Consider the following 15,964-nt stretch of genomic DNA (forward strand, 5'->3'; position numbering starts at 1 on the left):
CAGACTATGGACCTGTCCAGGCATGTCCACTACTCTCTAGACATGCCTGGACAGGTCCACAAACACCATCGCATCGCCCGCGTACTCGCCGACGAGATCAGGGCCGGTGTGCACAGCACCGGCGAGCGGCTGCCCGGCGAGCACGCCCTCACCCAGCGGTTCGGGGTCAGCCGCACCACCCTGCGGCAGGCGCTCCAGGTGCTGGGCGACGAGGGGCTGATCGCGACACACCCCGGCATCGGCTCGTTCGTCACCTTCGACGGTACGCCGCTGGACAACCGGCTCGGCTGGACCCGCGCCCTCGCCGGGCAGGCCACCGAGCTGGCCATCGAGGTGCTGCGGTTCGAGACGGTGCGCGACCCGGCGCTCGCGGCCGAGCTGGACACGGAGACCGACGCGTTCGTCGCGCTCGACCGGGTCAGGCGGCTGGGCGACGGCGCCGGGGTGTCACTCGAACTCAGCCGCGTGCCGGCCGTGGGGCCGCTGGCCGGCCTTCCCGCGCGCGGGCTCACCGAGGGGTCGCTCAACAAGACGCTGCTCGCCGCGGGGCGGATCACCGAGTCCGGCGACGGCCAGGTGTCGGTGCGGGGCCTCACCGCGGACGAGGCGGAGCTGCTGCGCCGCTCCCCCGGCGAGTCCTTCCTGCACCTGGCCCAGGTGTACCGGGCGGCCGACGGCTCCCTCGTCGAGCAGGTGACCAGCCTCCTCGACCCCGCCAGGTTCCAACTGCACGTCCACTCGGGGCGAGGAGACCGCGCATGACCCACCCGCACACCACACTCGACCGCGCCCTCGGCGCGTACTACGGCCTCGCGCTCGGCGACGCGCTCGGCATGCCCACCCAGCTCATGTCGCGCCGCGACGTGGTCAGGGCGTACGGCACCCTCACCGGCTTCGCGCCCGCCGGGCCCGACAACCCGGTCAGCGCGGGGATGCCCGCGGGCTCGGTCACCGACGACACCGACCAGGCCGTCATCGTCGGCAGGCTCCTCGTGGAGGGCGGCGGGCACATCGACCCGACGCGCCTCGCGCGGACCCTGCTCGACTGGGAGAAGGAGATGCGGGCCAAGGGCTCGCTCGACCTGCTCGGACCGTCCACCAAGGCGGCGCTCGACCTGGTGGCGAAGGGGGTGGAGCCGCGGGAGGCGGGGCGCTACGGCACCACCAACGGCGCCGCGATGCGCGTCACGCCCGTGGGCATCGCCTTTCCCGCGCGGCCGGTGGCGGCGTTCCTCGACCGGGTCGTGGAGTCCTGCCAGGTGACCCACGACACGGGCATCGGCATCGCGGGGGCCGCCGCCGTCGCCGCGGCCGTCAGCACCGGCGTCGGCGGTGGCACGCTTGAGGACGCGGTGGCCGCCGCCGTGGAGGCGGCCGCGGCCGGCGCGGAGCGCGGCCACTGGATCGCGGGCGCGGACATCGCGGCCAGGATCGAGTGGGCGACCGGTCTTGTCGCGGGCCTGCCGGAGGCGGACGCGCTCGACCTGGTCTGCTCGCTCGTCGGGACGAGCGTGGCGAGCCAGGAGTCGGTGCCCGCCGCGTTCGCCGTGCTGTCCGTCGCGGGGGGCGACCCGTGGCGGAGCGCGCTGCTCGCCGCCAACCTCGGCGGCGACAGCGACACCATCGGCGCGATCGCGGGCGCCGTCGCCGGGTCGGTGGCCGGGCTCTGCGCCCTGCCGCCCGACGCGGTCGCCACCCTCCGCGCCGTCAACGACCTTGAGCTGGAGCCCCTCACGGAGCGTCTGCTCGCGCTGCGCTGACCGTGTCCGCGCAGTCCCGCCGCGCCGCCGGAACCCCCCGGCGAGCGGAACCAGTCCCTCCGAGAGCACGAGGCAAGGAGGTTCCGTCATGACCGCTTCGACGACGAACGATCACGTCGGCACCAGTGGTACCGCGACCGCGAACGAGCAGGTCGGGACCATCGAGACCCGGGGCATCGAGCCCGTACCCGACGCGGAGAGGCACGGCCACGCCTCCCAGATGTTCTGGACGTGGTTCGCCGCCAACATCTCCATCCTCGGGCTGCCGCTCGGCGCCACCCTGGTGGCGTTCCGCGGCCTCAACATCTGGCAGGCCGTCCTGGTCGCCGCGATCGGCTCTTTCGGCTCCTTCGCCCTGGTGGGCGTGCTCAGCCTGGCGGGCAAGAAGGGCGGCGCGCCCGCGCTCACCCTGTCCAGGGCGGTGTTCGGGCAGCGCGGCAACGCCGGCCCCACCCTGATCAGCTGGCTCAGCAGGGTGGGCTGGGAGACGATCACGACGACGACCGCCGCGTACGCGCTGCTCGCGCTCGTGCGGTGGATCTTCGGCTGGCACCAGAACACCGTGCTGACGCTGGTGTGCCTGCTCGTGTTCATCGGCTGCACCCTGCTGATCAGCGGCCTCGGCCACGCCACGATCATGTGGATCAACAAGTGGGCGACGGTCGTCTTCGGTGTGCTGAACCTGATCGTGATGGGCTTCCTCGTCGCGACCGTCGACTGGGACAAGGTGCTCCACGTGCACGCGGGTCCGGTCAGCGGCGTCGTCGCGGGCGTCGGCTTCATCGCCGCGGGTACGGGCATCGGCTGGGCCAACGCGGGCGCGGACTACGCCCGCTACCTGCCGCGCAAGCTGCCCGGCGGGCGGCTGGTGACGGCGTCGGCGTTCGGCGCGGGCATCCCGCTCGTGCTGTTGATCTCGCTCGGCTCGCTGCTGTCCGCGGGCGACACCACGCTGGCGAGCGCGTCCGACCCGGTCGCGGCGATCAACGGGATGCTGCCGTCGTGGATGGCGGTGCCGTACCTGATCGCGGCCTTCGGCGGACTGCTGATGTCGAACCACCTGTCGACGTACTCGGCGGGCCTGACGATGCTGACGCTCGGCCTGCGGGTGCGGCGCCACCTCGCCGTGACCGTGGACGTCGTGCTGATGTTCCTCGGCGGCGTGTACTTCATGCTGATCGCGAAGGACTTCTACGGACCCTTCTCCACGTTCCTCACGCTCCTCGCGGTGCCGATCTCGGCGTGGGTCGGGGTGATCCTCGTGGACTCGGCGCGCGGGCGCGGCTACGACCCGGCGGGCCTGATGGACACCACCCGCACCAGCCGCTACTGGTACACCGGCGGCCTGCACCTGCCCGCCGTGCTGGCGTGGGCGGTGGCGATCGTGACGGGTTTGCTGTTCACGGAGGCGTCGACCAGCGCGGACGACGTCTGGTTCGCGGGGCCCTGGGCGCACACCTGGCTCGGCGTGAACGGCCTCGGCTGGGCCGTCTCGATGGCGGTGGGCGCGCTGCTGTACGGGGCGCTGGGGCGGCGGCCCGCCGTGCTCCCCGGCCAGGACGCGGGTGCGGGAAGCGCGGCCGGGGCCCCGCCCGCGGGCGCGGAAGGCACAGGCCGGTGACCGGGCGGCGGCTGTTCCTCGCGGGCAATGTCATCGCGGACCTGGTGATCGAGGTGCCCGCCCTGCCGGAGCGCGGCGGCGACGTCATCGGCACAGGCACCGGGCTGACGGCGGGTGGCGGCTTCAACACGCTGGCCGCGGCCGGGCGGCTGGGCGCCGAGACCGTCTTCGCGGGGCTGCACGGCACGGGTCCCTACGGCGACCTGGTGCGGGCCGCGCTCGCGGCGGAGGGTGTACGGGTGCTGCTGCCGCGGCGCGCGGACGGCGACACCGGGTTCACGGTGGCGCTGGTCGACGGCGGCGGCGAGCGCACCTTCGTGACGAGCTTCGGTGTGGACGCGGAGCTGACCGCGCGGGACATGGCCGCGGTCGCCGCGGAGGTGCGCCCGGGCGACCTGGTGCAGTTGTCGGGCTACGGCCTGGTGATGGCGGTGAACGGCCCGCTGCTCTCGGCGTTCGCCGCGGGGCTGCCTGACGGGGTGGTGCTCTGCCTGGACCCGGCACCGCTGGTGGCGGACATCCCGGCGGCCGTACTCGGCCCGGTACTCGCCCGTACGGACTGGCTGAGCGCCAACGCGCGCGAGGCGGCGCTGCTGTCCGGCTCGGCCGAGCCGCCCGCCGCCGCGGCGGCGCTGCGGGAGCGGCTCGCGCCTGGCGCGGGCGTCCTGGTGCGGGCCGACAAGGACGGCTGCTGGCTCGCGGCACCCGACGGTTCTGCGCCCGTCCACGTCCCGGGCTTCCCGGTGACGGCGGTGGACAGCAACGGCGCGGGCGACGCGCACGTCGGCGCGTTCCTGACCCTGCTGGGCGAGGGCGCGCCCCCGGAGCGCGCGGTACGGGCCGCCAACGCGGCGGCCGCGTACGCGGTCACACGCCGCGGCCCCGCGACGGCCCCCACCCGCGCCGAGCTGATCGCCTTCGCCCGTGCGGCCCACGCCGACGACGTGGCTGCCCTGCTGGGCGGCTGAGCCCCGCGGCGCCGCGGCCGGATACGGGACACGGCCCCGGTGCGTGCCGGGGACTCCGGCGGCGCGCCGGGGCCGGGGCGCGGCGTACGGCTCCCGCCGCGAGCGAACGGTGGGTGTACGCCCTGGCGGCGGTGCGACGGCCGCAGGGCGGGCCGCGCGGTGCCCGGCCGCCGGGGCTCCGTGCGGCGGCGGGTACCGCCGGCCCTGCGCGGCGGGCGGGCCAGGTGGTCGCGGCCCCCGGCGCGGGTCAGCGTTCGCGGCCGGTTTCGGCGAGTTTCAGGAGGTGGTCGGCGAGCTCCTGGCCGCCGGCGGGGTCGCGGCTGATGAGCATCAGGGTGTCGTCGCCCGCGATGGTGCCGAGGACGCTGCCGAGCTCCGCCTGGTCGATGGCGGACGCGAGGAACTGGGCCGCGCCCGGGGGCGTGCGGAGCACCACGAGGTTGGCGGACGCCTCGGCGGAGATGAGCAGTTCGGCGGCGAGGCGGCGCATGCGCTCCTCCTTCACCGACTCCCCCAGCGGCGCCTGCGGGGTGCGGAACCCGCCCTCGCTCGGGACCGCGTAGATGAGTTCGCCGCCCGCGTTGCGGATCTTGACCGCGCCGAGCTCGTCCAGGTCGCGGGAGAGCGTGGCCTGGGTGACGGTGAGGCCGTCGTCCGCGAGCAGCCGCGCCAGCTGGCTCTGCGAGCGGACCGGCTGCCTCCCCAGGATGTCCACGATCCGGCGGTGCCTGGCCATTCTCGTCTGGGGAAGGGCAGGCCCGCCCTGCTGCGGCTCACTCATCGTCGTCGTCTCATCTCGGTTCGGCTCAGCTCGGCTCGCGCCCGTCCGCCCCGTTCAGGTCGTCCGGGTCGTACGGGTCGCCCGGGTGCCCCGCGGCGTCCAGGACGCCGGGCAGCGCCCGGAGGAATCCGTCGACCTCGCCGTCCCCGACGATCAGCGGCGGCATGAGCCGTACGACGTCGGGGGCCGGCGCGTTCACCAGGAAACCGGCGTCCTGAGCTGCCCGCTGCACGGCCGCCGCGAGCTGCTCCGTGAGCACGATACCGAGGAGCAGGCCCGCGCCGCGGACATGGGAGACCAGCGGGTGCCCGAGCCCCTCGATCCCCTCGCGCAGCTTCTCGCCCAGCCGCTTGACCTCGTCGAGCGCGCCCTCGGCCGCGAGCGTGTCGAGCACCGCGAGCCCGGCGGCGCAGGCGACCGGGTTGCCGCCGAACGTCGTGCCGTGCTGGCCCGGCTTCAGCAGGTCGGCCGCCGGGCCGAAGGCGAGGGCCGCGCCGAGCGGCAGGCCGCCGCCGAGCCCCTTGGCGAGGGTGACCACGTCCGGTTCGACACCCTGGTGGCCCTGGTAGTGGAACCAGTGGCCCGTGCGGCCGACGCCCGTCTGCACCTCGTCGAGGACGAGCAGCGTCCCGGTGGCGCGGGTGATCTCACGGGCCGCCTCCAGATAGCCGCGCGGCGGGACGACCACGCCGAGCTCGCCCTGGATCGGCTCGACGATCACGAAGGCGGTCTCCTCGGTGACCGCGGCGCGCAGCGCCTCGGTGTCGCCGAACGGCACGTGCGTGACCTCGCCGGGCAGCGGCGCGAACGGCGCCCGCTTGCCCTCCTGGCCGGTCAGCGCGAGCGCGCCCATGGTGCGGCCGTGGAAGCCTCCGGCGGTCGCGACCATGTGGCGGCGGCCCGTGAGCCGGCCGATCTTGAACGCGGCCTCGTTGGCCTCCGCGCCGGAGTTGCAGAAGAACACCCGCCCTGGGCGGCCCGCCAGCTGGACGAGGCGCTCCGCGAGAGCGACGGCCGGCTCGGCGACGTACAGGTTGGAGACATGGCCGAGCGAGCCGATCTGCCGGGACACCGCCTCGACCACGGCGGGGTGGGCGTGGCCCAGCGCGTTGACGGCGATCCCGCCGACGAAGTCGGTGTACGCGGTGCCGTCCGCGTCCCACACGGTCGCGCCCGAGCCGCGCACCAGGGACAGCTGCGGGGTGCCGTAGTTGTCGGCCATGACGGCCCGCCAGCGGCGGGCCAGCACCTCGTTGCCGGTGGTGCCGGCCGAGTCGGCGCAGTCGGTGGAACCGGCCGAGTCGGCGCTGCCGGTGGTGCCGGTGCCTGCGGTGTCGTTCACTGCGCGTCCCCTCCAGTGGTGTGCGGACCGGCGCCGGGGGCGGTCTGCGCCCCGGGCCCGTCGGGTACGACCATCGTGCCGATGCCCTCGTCGGTGAAGATCTCCAGCAGGATCGAGTGCGGGACCCGCCCGTCGATGACGCGGGCCGTGGAGACGCCGCCGCGGACGGCGTACAGGCAGCCCTCCATCTTCGGCACCATGCCGCTCGACAGGTCGGGCAGCAGCTTCTCCAGCTGGCCCGCGGTGAGCCGGCTGATCACGTCGTCGCTGTGGGGCCAGTCCTCGTAGAGGCCCTCGACGTCGGTGAGGACGAGCAGGGTCTCGGCGCCGAGCGCGACGGCGAGCGCCGCGGCTGCGGTGTCCGCGTTGACGTTGTAGACGTGGTGGTCGTCGGCGCTGCGGGCGATGGACGACACCACCGGGATGCGCTCGTCCTCCAGCAGGGTGCTGATCAGCCCCGTGTCGATGCCGGTGATCTCGCCGACGCGCCCGATGTCGACCAACTCACCCTCGACGCGCGGCTGGTGCTTGGTCGCGGTGATGGTGTTGCCGTCCTCGCCGGTGAGGCCGACGGCGTGCGGCCCGTGCGCGTTGAGCAGGCCCACGAGTTCGCGCTGGACCTGGCCCGCGAGCACCATGCGCACCACGTCCATCGCCTCGGGCGTGGTGACGCGCAGGCCCGCCTTGAACTCGCTGACCAGGCCGTGCCGGTCGAGCTGTGCGCTGATCTGTGGTCCGCCGCCGTGCACGACGACGGGCCTGAGGCCCGCCTGCCGCAGGAAGACGACGTCCTGCGCGAACGCGGCCTTGAGGTCGTCGTCGACCATGGCGTTGCCGCCGAACTTGACGACAACGATCTTGTTGTTGTGCCGGACGAGCCAGGGCAGCGCCTCGACGAGGGTCTGCGCCTTCGGCAGCGCGGTGTGCTTGCGTGTGCTCATGAGCTGTACGCGCTGTTCTCGTGGACGTAGTCGGCGGTGAGGTCGTTGGTCCAGATCACCGCGGACTCGTCGCCCGCCGCCAGGTCGGCGGTGACGCGGACCTCGCGGAAGCGCATGTCGACCAGGTCGCGGTCCTCGCCGAAGGAGCCGTTCCTGCAGACCCAGACGTCGTTGATGGCGACGTTCAGCCGGTCCGGCTCGAAGGCGGCGCCGGTCGTGCCGATCGCGGACAGGACGCGGCCCCAGTTGGGGTCCTCTCCGTGGATCGCGCACTTGAGGAGGTTGTTGCGGGCGATGGAGCGGCCCACCTCGACGGCGTCGTCCTCGCTCGCGGCGCCGACGACCTCGATGCGGATGTCCTTCGACGCGCCCTCGGCGTCGCCGATGAGCTGCCGCGCCAGGTCGGCGCAGACCTCGCGGACGGCCTCCGCGAACGGCTCGTACGCGGGGACGGTGCCGGAGGCGCCGGAGGCGAGGAGCAGCACGGTGTCGTTGGTGGACATGCAGCCGTCGGAGTCGACGCGGTCGAAGGTGGTGCGGGTGGCCGCGCGCAGGGCGCGGTCGAGGTCCGCGCTCTCCACGTCGGCGTCGGTGGTGAGGACGACGAGCATGGTGGCGAGGCCGGGGGCGAGCATGCCCGCGCCCTTGGCCATGCCGCCGACGGTCCACGCGCCGCCGGGCCCCGTGGCGACGGCCGTCTTGTGGACGGTGTCGGTGGTCTTGATGGCGAGGGCGGCCTTCTCGCCGCCGTGTTCGGAGAGTTCGGCGGCCGCCTTGCCGATGCCGGACAGCAGCCTGTCCATGGGCAGGGTCACGCCGATGAGGCCGGTGGAGGCGACGGCCACCTGGCCGGCGCCGACGTCGTCGGGGCCTTCGCCGGTGGCGAGGGCGCTCAGCACCTCGGCGGCCTTCTCCGCGGTGGCGTGGGTGTCCTGGAAGCCGCGCGGCCCCGTGCAGGCGTTGGCGCCGCCCGAGTTGAGGACGACCGCGGCGATCTCACCGCCCCTGACGACCTGCTCGGACCAGAGGACGGGCGCGGCCTTGACGCGGTTGGCGGTGAAGACGCCCGCGGCGGCGCGGCGGGGGCCCTTGTTGAGGACGAGCGCCAGGTCGGGGCCGCCGTTCTGCTTGATCCCCGCGGCGATGCCGGCCGCGGCGAATCCCTTCGGTGTGGTGACGCTCACGGCGCGACTCCGATCGTGGAAAGTCCGGTCTCCTCGGGGAGTCCGAGGGCGATGTTCATGCTCTGCACGGCGCCGCCCGCGGTGCCCTTCGCGAGGTTGTCGATGGCGCTGATCGCGATGATCCGGTCCGCGTGCGGATCGTGGGTGACCTGGATCTGTACGGCGTTGGAGCCGTAGACGGACGCCGTGGCGGGCCACCGGCCCTCGGGCAGCAGGTGGACGAACGGCTCGTCCGCGTACGCCTTCTCGTAGGCCGCGCGGAGGCTTTCCGCGGTGGTGCCGGGGCGCGCCCTCGCCGAGCAGGTGGCGAGGATGCCGCGCGGCATGGGCGCGAGGGTGGGTGTGAAGGACACGGTGACGGGCTCGCCCGCGACCCCGCTGAGGTTCTGGGTGATCTCCGGGGTGTGGCGGTGGCCGCCGCCGACGCCGTACGGGGACATCGAGCCCATGACCTCGCTGCCGAGCAGGTGCGGCTTGGCGGACTTGCCCGCGCCCGACGTGCCGGACGCGGCGGTGATCACCGCCTCGGGCTCCGCGAGGCCCGCGGCGTACGCGGGGAACAGCGCGAGCGAGACCGCGGTGGGGTAGCAGCCGGGCACCGCGATGCGCTTGGACCCCTCCAGCGCGGCGCGGGCACCCGGCAGCTCCGGCAGGCCGTAGGGCCAGGTCCCGGCGTGCGGCGAGCCGTAGAAGCGCTCCCAGTCGGCGGCGTCGCGGAGCCGGAAGTCGGCCCCCATGTCGACAACCAGGGTGTCGGCTCCGAGCTGCTCGGCGACGGCCGCGGACTGCCCGTGCGGCAGCGCGAGGAAGACGACGTCGTGCCCGGCGAGGCTGTCGGCGCTGGTCTCGGCGAGCACCCGCCCGGCCAGCGGCAGCAGGTGCGGCTGGAGCGACCCGAGCGGCTGCCCGGCGTTGGCGTTGCCGGTCAGGGCCCCGATCTCGACCGCCGGGTGCCCGAGCAGCACCCGCAGCACCTCGCCCCCGGCATACCCGCTGGCACCGGCCACCGCCACACGTAGAGCCATCGCCCGTCCTCCCTCTAGACGGCATGACTATACGTAGGTCTGCACTTTTATGCAATATAGAGCGCGTGCCCAGCGGGGCCCGCGGCACCCGGGCCGCGGCACCCGGGAGGACCGGCGCCTACCGGCGGATTGCCGAGACCAGACCGCCCTGGGCGCTCCTCGTGTCGGGGCGGAGTGATGAGGGGGCGGCCGTAGGCGGCGGCGCGCTCGCGGAAGGTACGGGTCTCCGCGTCCCAGCCGTGTCCTGCGAGCCAGGCCACCGGGTCGTCGGGCGTCTCCGAGACCCACAGGGACGCCGCGGAGCCCGGCGCGGCGTCCGCGGCGAAGCGCCCGGCCACGCCGCGCGGGCCCAGGGTGGTCCCGAGCCCGCTCCCGGCCGCGGACCGCGCGCCGATCCGGGCCGGCAGCCGCTCCATGTCCTCCTGAGACAGGTAGATCAGCAGTCCTTCGGCGATCCACGCGGTCGGCGCCGCCGGGTCGTGCCCGGCGGCGCCCAGCGCGGCCGGGCACTCCTCGCGGAGGTCCGCGGGTACGGGGATCCGCTCACAGCGCGGTACGGCACGCTGCTTGCGCAGCACCGCCGCCTGGTGCTGCGGTCCTTCGTCTCCCCGTCCTCCCTGGAGCACGCCGAGGACTGGCTGAACAGGGAGGCCGCTGCCCCGGCCCTGCCCGCGGGCACCGACGTGCCGGCTCCCGCGCTGGTCGCGGTCGATCCGACCACCGCGCACTGCGCGTACCCGTCGCTTCTGATGACCCGTCTGGCGGCGAGTACGGAGCTGACGGCGTGGGTCGTGGAGGAGCGGCTCGACGCCTGCGTCACCGCCCTCATGGCCACCCCGGGCTGACCGGGGCGGCGGCCCCCGGAGAACCCGGCGGCCCGGTGTCGCGTCCCCTTCGGGAGCGGAGCACGTACGCACGGAGAGGGCCGCCCATGAGCCGCAGCACGCAGCACGACGGGACCGCCGGGGCGACGGGGGTCCGGCCGCGGCGCCTGACCGGCGCGGTGTGCGCCGTGCTGCGGCGGCACCGGCGCGCTCTCGCGGGCGCGACCGTGCGCGCGGTCGGCCTGTGCGGGGCTGCCGGGCTGCTGCTGACGGCCGCGATCTTCGCACTGGCCTGGCCCGTCTTCACCCGTATGCGGAACCAGCGCACCTGGTACCACTACGTCGAGGACCCCTACCTGCACGACCACAGCCGGCTCGGGCTCGTCGCGGTCTGCACCCTGCCGCTGTTCCTGCTCCTCCTCGGCGTCGGCAGCGCGGCCGTCCAGGGCGCGGGCTCGCGGGCGGCCTCCCCGGAACCGCAGCGGGGCGAGCCGGGCAGGCTGCGGCCGGTGCTCGCCGTGTACGTGCTGCGGGGCGCGGCCGTGTGGCCTCTGCCGGTGATCGTCTACGCCGTGTCGCAGAGCTTCGCCGGCTACCAGCTCGACAGCCCCCAGCCCCTGCGGCCGGGAACGCTGCCGTTCACCCTCGTCCGGGACTCCCCCGTGGCGGCGCTGCTCGTCGCCGTGGTGCTGCGCCTCGCGTTCACGCTCGCGCCGGCCGCCGCGGCGGCCGGGCTCGGCCCCCTGGCGGCGCTGCGGCGGTCCTGGTCGCTGACGTGGACGCGCGCCGGGTGGCCCCGCGTGCTCGCCCTCGCGCTGCCGCTCGCCGCGCTGACCGCGGGGGCGCTCCGGCTGGTCACCCAGGTCGCCCTGCCGCTGCGGCCCCTCGTGCGGAGCCTTGTCGAACGGGCCACGGGCAACTTCTTCGCCGGCTACTACGCGGGCATCCTCTCCCCCGTCGCCGTCGGCGTCCTCGTGACGGCGGCCCTGACGCTCCCCCTCACCTGCACGGCCTTCGCCGTCCTCCACGCCCGCCTGCGGGCCGTCCCGCGCGCCGGGGGCGAAGCGGGGGCGGCCGGCTGAGGCGGCCGCCCCCGCCGGCGGGCGCGGCGGCGCGCTCAGTTGCCGACGCCGAGGTCCCGCATGAAGGCGGACGGGTAGCGGTCGCCGCGGGCGGCCCCGGACGGCACGGCCTTCTCGATCTCGGCGAGGTCGTCGGCCGAGAGGGAGAGCTCCGCGGCCGGCAGCGCCTCCGCGAGCCGGCCGCGGGTGCGGGCGCCGACCAGCGGCACGATGTCGGGGCCCTGCGCGGCCACCCAGGCGATCGCCAGCTGGGCGACGGTGCACCCCTTCGCCTCCGCGACCCGGCGCAGCGCCTCCACGAGCGCGAGGTTGTGCTCGACGTTCTCCCCCGAGAACCGGGGGCTGGCGGCGCGGCTGTCGCCCGGGGCCGCCCGGCGGCCGGCCGACCAGTGGCCGGAGATGAGGCCGCGGCCGAGCACGCCGTAGGCGGTCAGCCCGATGCCGAGTTCCCGCAGCGTGGGCAGCACCTCGGCCTCCACCGCGCGGGAGATCAGCGAGTACTCGATCTGGAGGTCGGCGACCGGGTGCACGGCGTGGGCCCTGCGCACGGTCTCCGCGTCGACCTCGGAGAGGCCGAGGTGGCGGACGTGTCCCGCGTCGATCATCTCCTTGACCGCGCCCACGGTCTCCTCGACGGGCACGTCGGGGTCGAGCCTGGCCGGGCGGTAGATGTCGACGTGGTCGGTGCCCAGCCGGGTCAGCGAGTGGGCGAGGAAGTTCTTCACCGCCGCGGGCCGGCCGTCGTGCCCGCCGAATTCGGAGCCGGGGCCGCGGAGCATGCCGAACTTCACGCTCAGCTGGTAGCCGTCCCTGTCCCGGCCGCGCAGGGCCTCGGCGAGCAGCAGTTCGTTGTGGCCCATGGCGTAGAAGTCGGCCGTGTCGATCAGGGTGACCCCCGCGTCCAGCGCGGCGTGCACGGTGGCGATGCTCTCCGCCCGGTCGGCCGCGCCATAGGCGCCCGACATGCCCATCGCGCCGAGGCCGAGGGCGGAGACCGCGGGTCCTGTGCTGCCGAGGGTTCGCTTCCGCATGGCTCTCTCCTTCGTCGTGGTTCTCCCCCCACCCTGGGCCCGCGCGCTCCCCCGCGGGAGCGGAGCGCTCATCATGGGAGAGCCGCTCCCTGGATGGCCCGCCGTGCGCGAGGGACCATGGAGGGCATGCAACGCGACCAGCTCGCCGACTTCCTGCGCCGCCGCCGCGAGGCGCTGCGCCCGGCCGAGGCCGGCGTCCCCGAGGGGCCGCGGCGCCGCACGGCCGGCCTGCGCAGGGAGGAGGTGGCGATGCTCGCCGGGATGTCGGTCGACTACGTCGTACGTCTCGAACAGGGCCGCAGCAGCCAGCCCTCGCCCCAGCTGCTGGGCGCGCTCGCGCGGGCGCTGCGGCTCTCCGACGACGAGCGCGACCACCTGTTCCACCTGGCGGGGCACCGGCCGCCGCCCGCGGAAGGGACGGCGCGGTCGGCCAGGGCCGGCCTGGTGCGCATGCTCGACCTGCTCGGGGACACCCCGGCGATGGTCCTCTCCGACCTGGGCGAGGTGCTCGCCCAGAACAGGGCGTCCGTCCTGGTCACCGGGGACCAGACCCGGCACTCGGGCGACCGGCGCTACATCGTCTACCGCTGGTTCACCGACCCGGGGGAGCGCGCGGCGGGCGTACGCGAGGAGGCGGAGGAGCACGCCCGCCACCTTGTGGCCGACCTGCGCGCCGCCGCGGGGCGGCGGCCGGGCGACCCCGTGGTCGCCGGGCTCGTGGCCAGGCTGGGGGCGGAGAGCGCCGACTTCCGCCGGCTCTGGGCCGAGCACGAGGTGGCGGTCAGGCGTGCCGACCGCAAGACCTTCGACCACCCGCGCGTGGGCCGGCTGGTGATGGACTGCGAGACCCTCGTCACGCCCGACCTGGGCCAGCAGCTGCTGGTGCTCACCCCGGGGAACGCCGAGACCCGTGAGCGGCTCGACCTGCTGCGGGTCGTGGGCACGCAGGAGTTCCCCGGCGGCGGTTCCGAGGACGCGCGGGCGCGGTGAAGGGGCGCGGGGTTGCCGTCCCTCCCGGCCCAGCGCCGGGCCGCGGGCCGGGGCCGCTGCTTCCGCCAGGCTCCGGCCCCGCGCTCACCCCCGGAACAGCTCGCTGTGCCGGCGGGCCAGCGCGATCAGGCCGCCCGCGTCGAGCATGTCCATGAGGAACGGGTCGGCCGGGGTGCCGGAGCATGTGGCGCCGGTCGCCGGGTTGGTCGCGGTGCCCGCGGCGAGGTCGACGCGCAGCCGGTCGCCCGCGGTGACGATCTCCTTGACGCCTGGCACCTCGATCGCGGGCAGGCCCACCTCGAAACAGTTGCGGTAGAAGGTCCGCGTGAAGGTCTCCGCCGCCACGCAGCCGATGCCGGTGGCCCGCAGCGCCCTGGTCGCGATGGCGCGCCCTGAGGACTGGCCGAAGGTGATGACGGCGGTGTACGTGAGGCTGCCGAGGAGGCCGATCCCCTTCTGCTCGAGGACGGAGGGCAGCCAGGTGGAGAGCCCGTAGAGGAAGGCCCCCGCGCACAGCTCCATCAGCCACAGCGACACCGTGAAGCGCAGGTACCGGCCCGAGAGCAGCAGCCGCACGGAGCGCCGCCCCGCGGCCGGCGTCCGCAGGCGCCTCGCGCTGCGGGGAGACGTACGGCGCGGCGCGTCCCGCGGCCCCCGCGCCGCTTCGGGTCAGCGCGAGGACGACGCGCCGCGCGTCGTCCTCGCACCGCTCGCGCAGCAGGTAGCGCACCGGCTCCGGGAGGGCGAGCGCGACGGCCGCGCTCACCAGGACCGGCGCGACCCCGATCACGAACATGGCACGCCAGCCGAGGGACGGCACCACCGCGGCGCCCGCCACCCCGGCGACCGGCAGGCCGGTCAGCCAGGATCCGGTCGCCGTGGTGACGAGCGGGGCCCGCAGCCGTGAGGGCACGAATTCGGTGATGTACGGGAGGACGACGGCGATTTCGGCGCCGAGCCCGATGCCCTGGAGGAAGCGGGCCGCCATGAGCGACGGATAGCCCCAGGAGAGCGCCGCGAGCAGTGAGAAACCGGCGAACACCAACAGGCAGGCGGCGAGCGGGAATTTGCGTCCCAGCCGGTCGGAGACCACGCCCGCGGCGGCCGCGCCGTCCGGCATGCCGAGAAGGAGCACCGAGCTCTCGATGTACACCTGCCGAAGTGCCGGCAGGACCTGGTCCTGGAGCTCCCGCGGCATATGGGTGGTCAGTTCCGAAGTGAACTTCCCCAGGGCCCTTTTGCCCGCTTCGAGCGCGGTGCGTCCGGCCGGGGTGAGGGCCAGGCGCATGGTGCGGCGGCTCGTTTCGGAGGCGGTGCGGGAGAGCAGTCCCAGGGTCACGAGCTTGTCGACGCTCTCCGACATCGTGGAGAGATTGCGCCGGGCCAGTTTCGACAGTGCCGTCAGGGACGGCATGTCCGTTGTCGACCCTGGAGAGGATGCGGAACTGCCTGATCGTGAGCGGCTGCGGCAGTCCGGCCAGGATCTCCGTCTGCAATCGGGGGAGGCGCCCGCCGAGCGCGAGCAGGACCTCGCCCGGGGTGTCGCCGGGGCCCGGTGAGTCGTCTGGGGGGGTTCCCGTTCCGGCCACTTGGGTCTCCGTACCATCTGGCGCCCGAAGTATCTGTGCAAGGAAGCTGCGCCCGGCTCCGCCGGAGGGAGAAGATGTCGTTCCGGAGGAATTTCCGCGGGCCCGCGGCGAGGGGCCGGCGGGCGCGAACGGCGGCGGGCGCGGGTGCGGCGCGGCGTGAACCGTTCGCGGAGGCGGCCGTGTCGGCATCCGAAACAGGTGTGACGCACACCACGCACATAGGGGTCGGATCAGGGCATGCGGAGCGGGGCCGCGCGGTTGGTGATAAGTGCCTCCGGTGGGGATCCGGAGGCAAGCGAGCCGCCCCCGGCGCGCAGGACGCGCCCCGTGACGACCCACTTCCTTGTTCTGCACAGCGGTGCCGCGAGGTCGCGGTACCAAGGAGGTGTTTCACCGATGGCTCTCAGCCCTCGCTTCGCGCTCAACTCGTTCGCCGTTCTCGCGGGCGGTTTCCTCGCCGTCTCCGCGATGGCGTTCACCGCTCCCGTCGCCGGCTGGCTCGGCTTCGGCGTGTCCACCGCGGTGACCGTCGCCGGCGTCGCCGGGCTGCTCCTGGCCCGCAGGACATCGGCCAGGGCCGGACACGGCGTGCTCGCCGCCGTCGGCCTGTGGTCGCTGATCGCCTCGCTGGTCTTCAGCGGTACGACTCTGACCTGGCTGGTGTTCGCGGCAGGCGCGGCGTTCGTCGCCGCGGCCCTCGGCGACCTGACGGCCCACGAGCTGGGCACCGAGCGCGTGGTGCACGCGCTCGAGGTGCGTCCCGCGGAGTCCGCGGCACGCAGCACGCAGCTGACGCACGACACCGCCGCCTGACGCGGCAGCGCCC

16 protein-coding genes and 2 pseudogenes are annotated in these 15,964 nt (G+C 74.6%); 9 read left to right on the plus strand and 9 right to left on the minus strand.

What is annotated here, in order from left to right; genetic code table 11:
• Nucleotides 1-42 precede the first annotated feature (42 nt).
• From ABEA77_RS13470 to ABEA77_RS13485, 4 genes are all read left to right on the plus strand, one after another.
• Nucleotides 43-762 carry a GntR family transcriptional regulator gene (locus ABEA77_RS13470; protein WP_345645917.1) on the plus strand — a complete coding sequence of 240 codons (720 nt, stop codon included), beginning with the start codon at nt 43-45 and terminating at the stop codon, nt 760-762.
• A complete protein-coding gene (locus ABEA77_RS13475; RefSeq protein WP_345645920.1) occupies nt 759-1,760 on the plus strand; it encodes an ADP-ribosylglycohydrolase family protein in 1,002 nt (333 codons plus the stop codon). The genes ABEA77_RS13470 and ABEA77_RS13475 overlap by 4 nt, the downstream gene beginning before the upstream one ends.
• An 88-nt stretch (nt 1,761-1,848) precedes the next feature.
• Nucleotides 1,849-3,381 (plus strand): purine-cytosine permease family protein, encoded by a 1,533-nt coding sequence (locus ABEA77_RS13480; protein WP_345645922.1) that lies wholly within the window; start codon nt 1,849-1,851, stop codon nt 3,379-3,381.
• Nucleotides 3,378-4,349 carry a PfkB family carbohydrate kinase gene (locus ABEA77_RS13485; RefSeq protein WP_345645925.1) on the plus strand — a complete coding sequence of 324 codons (972 nt, stop codon included), beginning with the start codon at nt 3,378-3,380 and terminating at the stop codon, nt 4,347-4,349. The genes ABEA77_RS13480 and ABEA77_RS13485 overlap by 4 nt, the downstream gene beginning before the upstream one ends.
• Before the next feature lie 247 nt (nt 4,350-4,596).
• On the opposite strand, the gene ABEA77_RS13490 is transcribed toward ABEA77_RS13485, so the two are convergent.
• The 6 genes and pseudogenes from ABEA77_RS13490 to ABEA77_RS13515 form a co-directional block, all read right to left on the minus strand.
• On the minus strand, nt 4,597-5,130 hold the full coding sequence (locus ABEA77_RS13490) for an arginine repressor (protein WP_345645927.1): 534 nt from the start codon (nt 5,128-5,130) through the stop codon (nt 4,597-4,599).
• 25 nt (nt 5,131-5,155) lie between these two features.
• Nucleotides 5,156-6,352 carry an acetylornithine transaminase gene (locus ABEA77_RS13495; protein WP_345646131.1) on the minus strand — a complete coding sequence of 399 codons (1,197 nt, stop codon included), beginning with the start codon at nt 6,350-6,352 and terminating at the stop codon, nt 5,156-5,158.
• Between the two features lie 116 nt (nt 6,353-6,468).
• Complete coding sequence (argB, locus tag ABEA77_RS13500; RefSeq protein WP_345645929.1) at nt 6,469-7,413, minus strand: acetylglutamate kinase; 945 nt, start codon at nt 7,411-7,413, stop codon at nt 6,469-6,471.
• Complete coding sequence (gene argJ / locus ABEA77_RS13505) at nt 7,410-8,597, minus strand: bifunctional glutamate N-acetyltransferase/amino-acid acetyltransferase ArgJ (protein WP_345645931.1); 1,188 nt, start codon at nt 8,595-8,597, stop codon at nt 7,410-7,412. Before argJ ends, argB begins: the two co-directional genes overlap by 4 nt.
• Nucleotides 8,594-9,622 (minus strand): N-acetyl-gamma-glutamyl-phosphate reductase, encoded by a 1,029-nt coding sequence (gene argC / locus ABEA77_RS13510; RefSeq protein WP_345645933.1) that lies wholly within the window; start codon nt 9,620-9,622, stop codon nt 8,594-8,596. Before argC ends, argJ begins: the two co-directional genes overlap by 4 nt.
• A 118-nt stretch (nt 9,623-9,740) precedes the next feature.
• Nucleotides 9,741-10,209, minus strand: a pseudogene (locus tag ABEA77_RS13515) (SAM-dependent methyltransferase); the annotation flags it as partial.
• On the opposite strand from ABEA77_RS13515, the gene ABEA77_RS13520 reads away from it, so the two are divergent.
• Together ABEA77_RS13520 and ABEA77_RS13525 are read left to right on the plus strand one after the other, a co-directional pair.
• Entirely contained in the window at nt 10,210-10,467 is a 258-nt protein-coding gene (locus ABEA77_RS13520) for a hypothetical protein (RefSeq protein WP_425588274.1), read from the plus strand.
• A gap of 86 nt (nt 10,468-10,553) precedes the next feature.
• Nucleotides 10,554-11,528 carry a hypothetical protein gene (locus ABEA77_RS13525; protein WP_345645935.1) on the plus strand — a complete coding sequence of 325 codons (975 nt, stop codon included), beginning with the start codon at nt 10,554-10,556 and terminating at the stop codon, nt 11,526-11,528.
• A 35-nt stretch (nt 11,529-11,563) separates the two neighbouring features.
• Here ABEA77_RS13525 and ABEA77_RS13530 read toward each other — a convergent pair whose 3' ends face one another.
• On the minus strand, nt 11,564-12,559 hold the full coding sequence (locus ABEA77_RS13530) for an aldo/keto reductase (RefSeq protein WP_345645937.1): 996 nt from the start codon (nt 12,557-12,559) through the stop codon (nt 11,564-11,566).
• Nucleotides 12,560-12,685: 126 nt separating this feature from the next.
• On the opposite strand from ABEA77_RS13530, the gene ABEA77_RS13535 reads away from it, so the two are divergent.
• A complete protein-coding gene (locus tag ABEA77_RS13535) occupies nt 12,686-13,549 on the plus strand; it encodes a helix-turn-helix transcriptional regulator (RefSeq protein ID WP_345645939.1) in 864 nt (287 codons plus the stop codon).
• Between the two features lie 84 nt (nt 13,550-13,633).
• Here ABEA77_RS13535 and ABEA77_RS13540 read toward each other — a convergent pair whose 3' ends face one another.
• Together ABEA77_RS13540 and ABEA77_RS33965 are read right to left on the minus strand one after the other, a co-directional pair.
• Nucleotides 13,634-14,125 (minus strand): 3-isopropylmalate dehydratase small subunit, encoded by a 492-nt coding sequence (locus ABEA77_RS13540; protein ID WP_345645941.1) that lies wholly within the window; start codon nt 14,123-14,125, stop codon nt 13,634-13,636.
• Between the two features lie 157 nt (nt 14,126-14,282).
• Nucleotides 14,283-14,963, minus strand: a pseudogene (locus ABEA77_RS33965) (MFS transporter); the annotation flags it as partial.
• On the opposite strand from ABEA77_RS33965, the gene ABEA77_RS13550 reads away from it, so the two are divergent.
• Together ABEA77_RS13550 and ABEA77_RS13555 are read left to right on the plus strand one after the other, a co-directional pair.
• On the plus strand, nt 14,893-15,108 hold the full coding sequence (locus ABEA77_RS13550) for a hypothetical protein (RefSeq protein WP_345645945.1): 216 nt from the start codon (nt 14,893-14,895) through the stop codon (nt 15,106-15,108). The pseudogene ABEA77_RS33965 and the gene ABEA77_RS13550 overlap by 71 nt on opposite strands.
• 426 nt (nt 15,109-15,534) lie before the next feature.
• Nucleotides 15,535-15,951 (plus strand): hypothetical protein, encoded by a 417-nt coding sequence (locus ABEA77_RS13555; protein WP_345645948.1) that lies wholly within the window; start codon nt 15,535-15,537, stop codon nt 15,949-15,951.
• Nucleotides 15,952-15,964: the final 13 nt, after the last annotated feature.

Origin of the sequence: Streptomyces tremellae (genome assembly GCF_039540215.1) — a bacterium.
Taxonomy (GTDB): domain Bacteria; phylum Actinomycetota; class Actinomycetes; order Streptomycetales; family Streptomycetaceae; genus Streptomyces; species Streptomyces tremellae.

Coding starts and splice junctions, on each gene's coding strand:
- argC (WP_345645933.1), bottom strand. CDS start 9,622: ATGGCTCTACGTGTGGCGGTGGCCGGTGCCAGCGGGTATGCCGGGGGC.
- ABEA77_RS13470 (WP_345645917.1), top strand. CDS start 43: ATGCCTGGACAGGTCCACAAACACCATCGCATCGCCCGCGTACTCGCC.
- argB (WP_345645929.1), bottom strand. CDS start 7,413: ATGAGCACACGCAAGCACACCGCGCTGCCGAAGGCGCAGACCCTCGTC.
- ABEA77_RS13495 (WP_345646131.1), bottom strand. CDS start 6,352: ATGGCCGACAACTACGGCACCCCGCAGCTGTCCCTGGTGCGCGGCTCG.
- ABEA77_RS13530 (WP_345645937.1), bottom strand. CDS start 12,559: ATGCGGAAGCGAACCCTCGGCAGCACAGGACCCGCGGTCTCCGCCCTC.
- ABEA77_RS13535 (WP_345645939.1), top strand. CDS start 12,686: ATGCAACGCGACCAGCTCGCCGACTTCCTGCGCCGCCGCCGCGAGGCG.
- ABEA77_RS13475 (WP_345645920.1), top strand. CDS start 759: ATGACCCACCCGCACACCACACTCGACCGCGCCCTCGGCGCGTACTAC.
- ABEA77_RS13480 (WP_345645922.1), top strand. CDS start 1,849: ATGACCGCTTCGACGACGAACGATCACGTCGGCACCAGTGGTACCGCG.
- ABEA77_RS13525 (WP_345645935.1), top strand. CDS start 10,554: ATGAGCCGCAGCACGCAGCACGACGGGACCGCCGGGGCGACGGGGGTC.
- ABEA77_RS13555 (WP_345645948.1), top strand. CDS start 15,535: ATGGCTCTCAGCCCTCGCTTCGCGCTCAACTCGTTCGCCGTTCTCGCG.
- ABEA77_RS13490 (WP_345645927.1), bottom strand. CDS start 5,130: ATGAGTGAGCCGCAGCAGGGCGGGCCTGCCCTTCCCCAGACGAGAATG.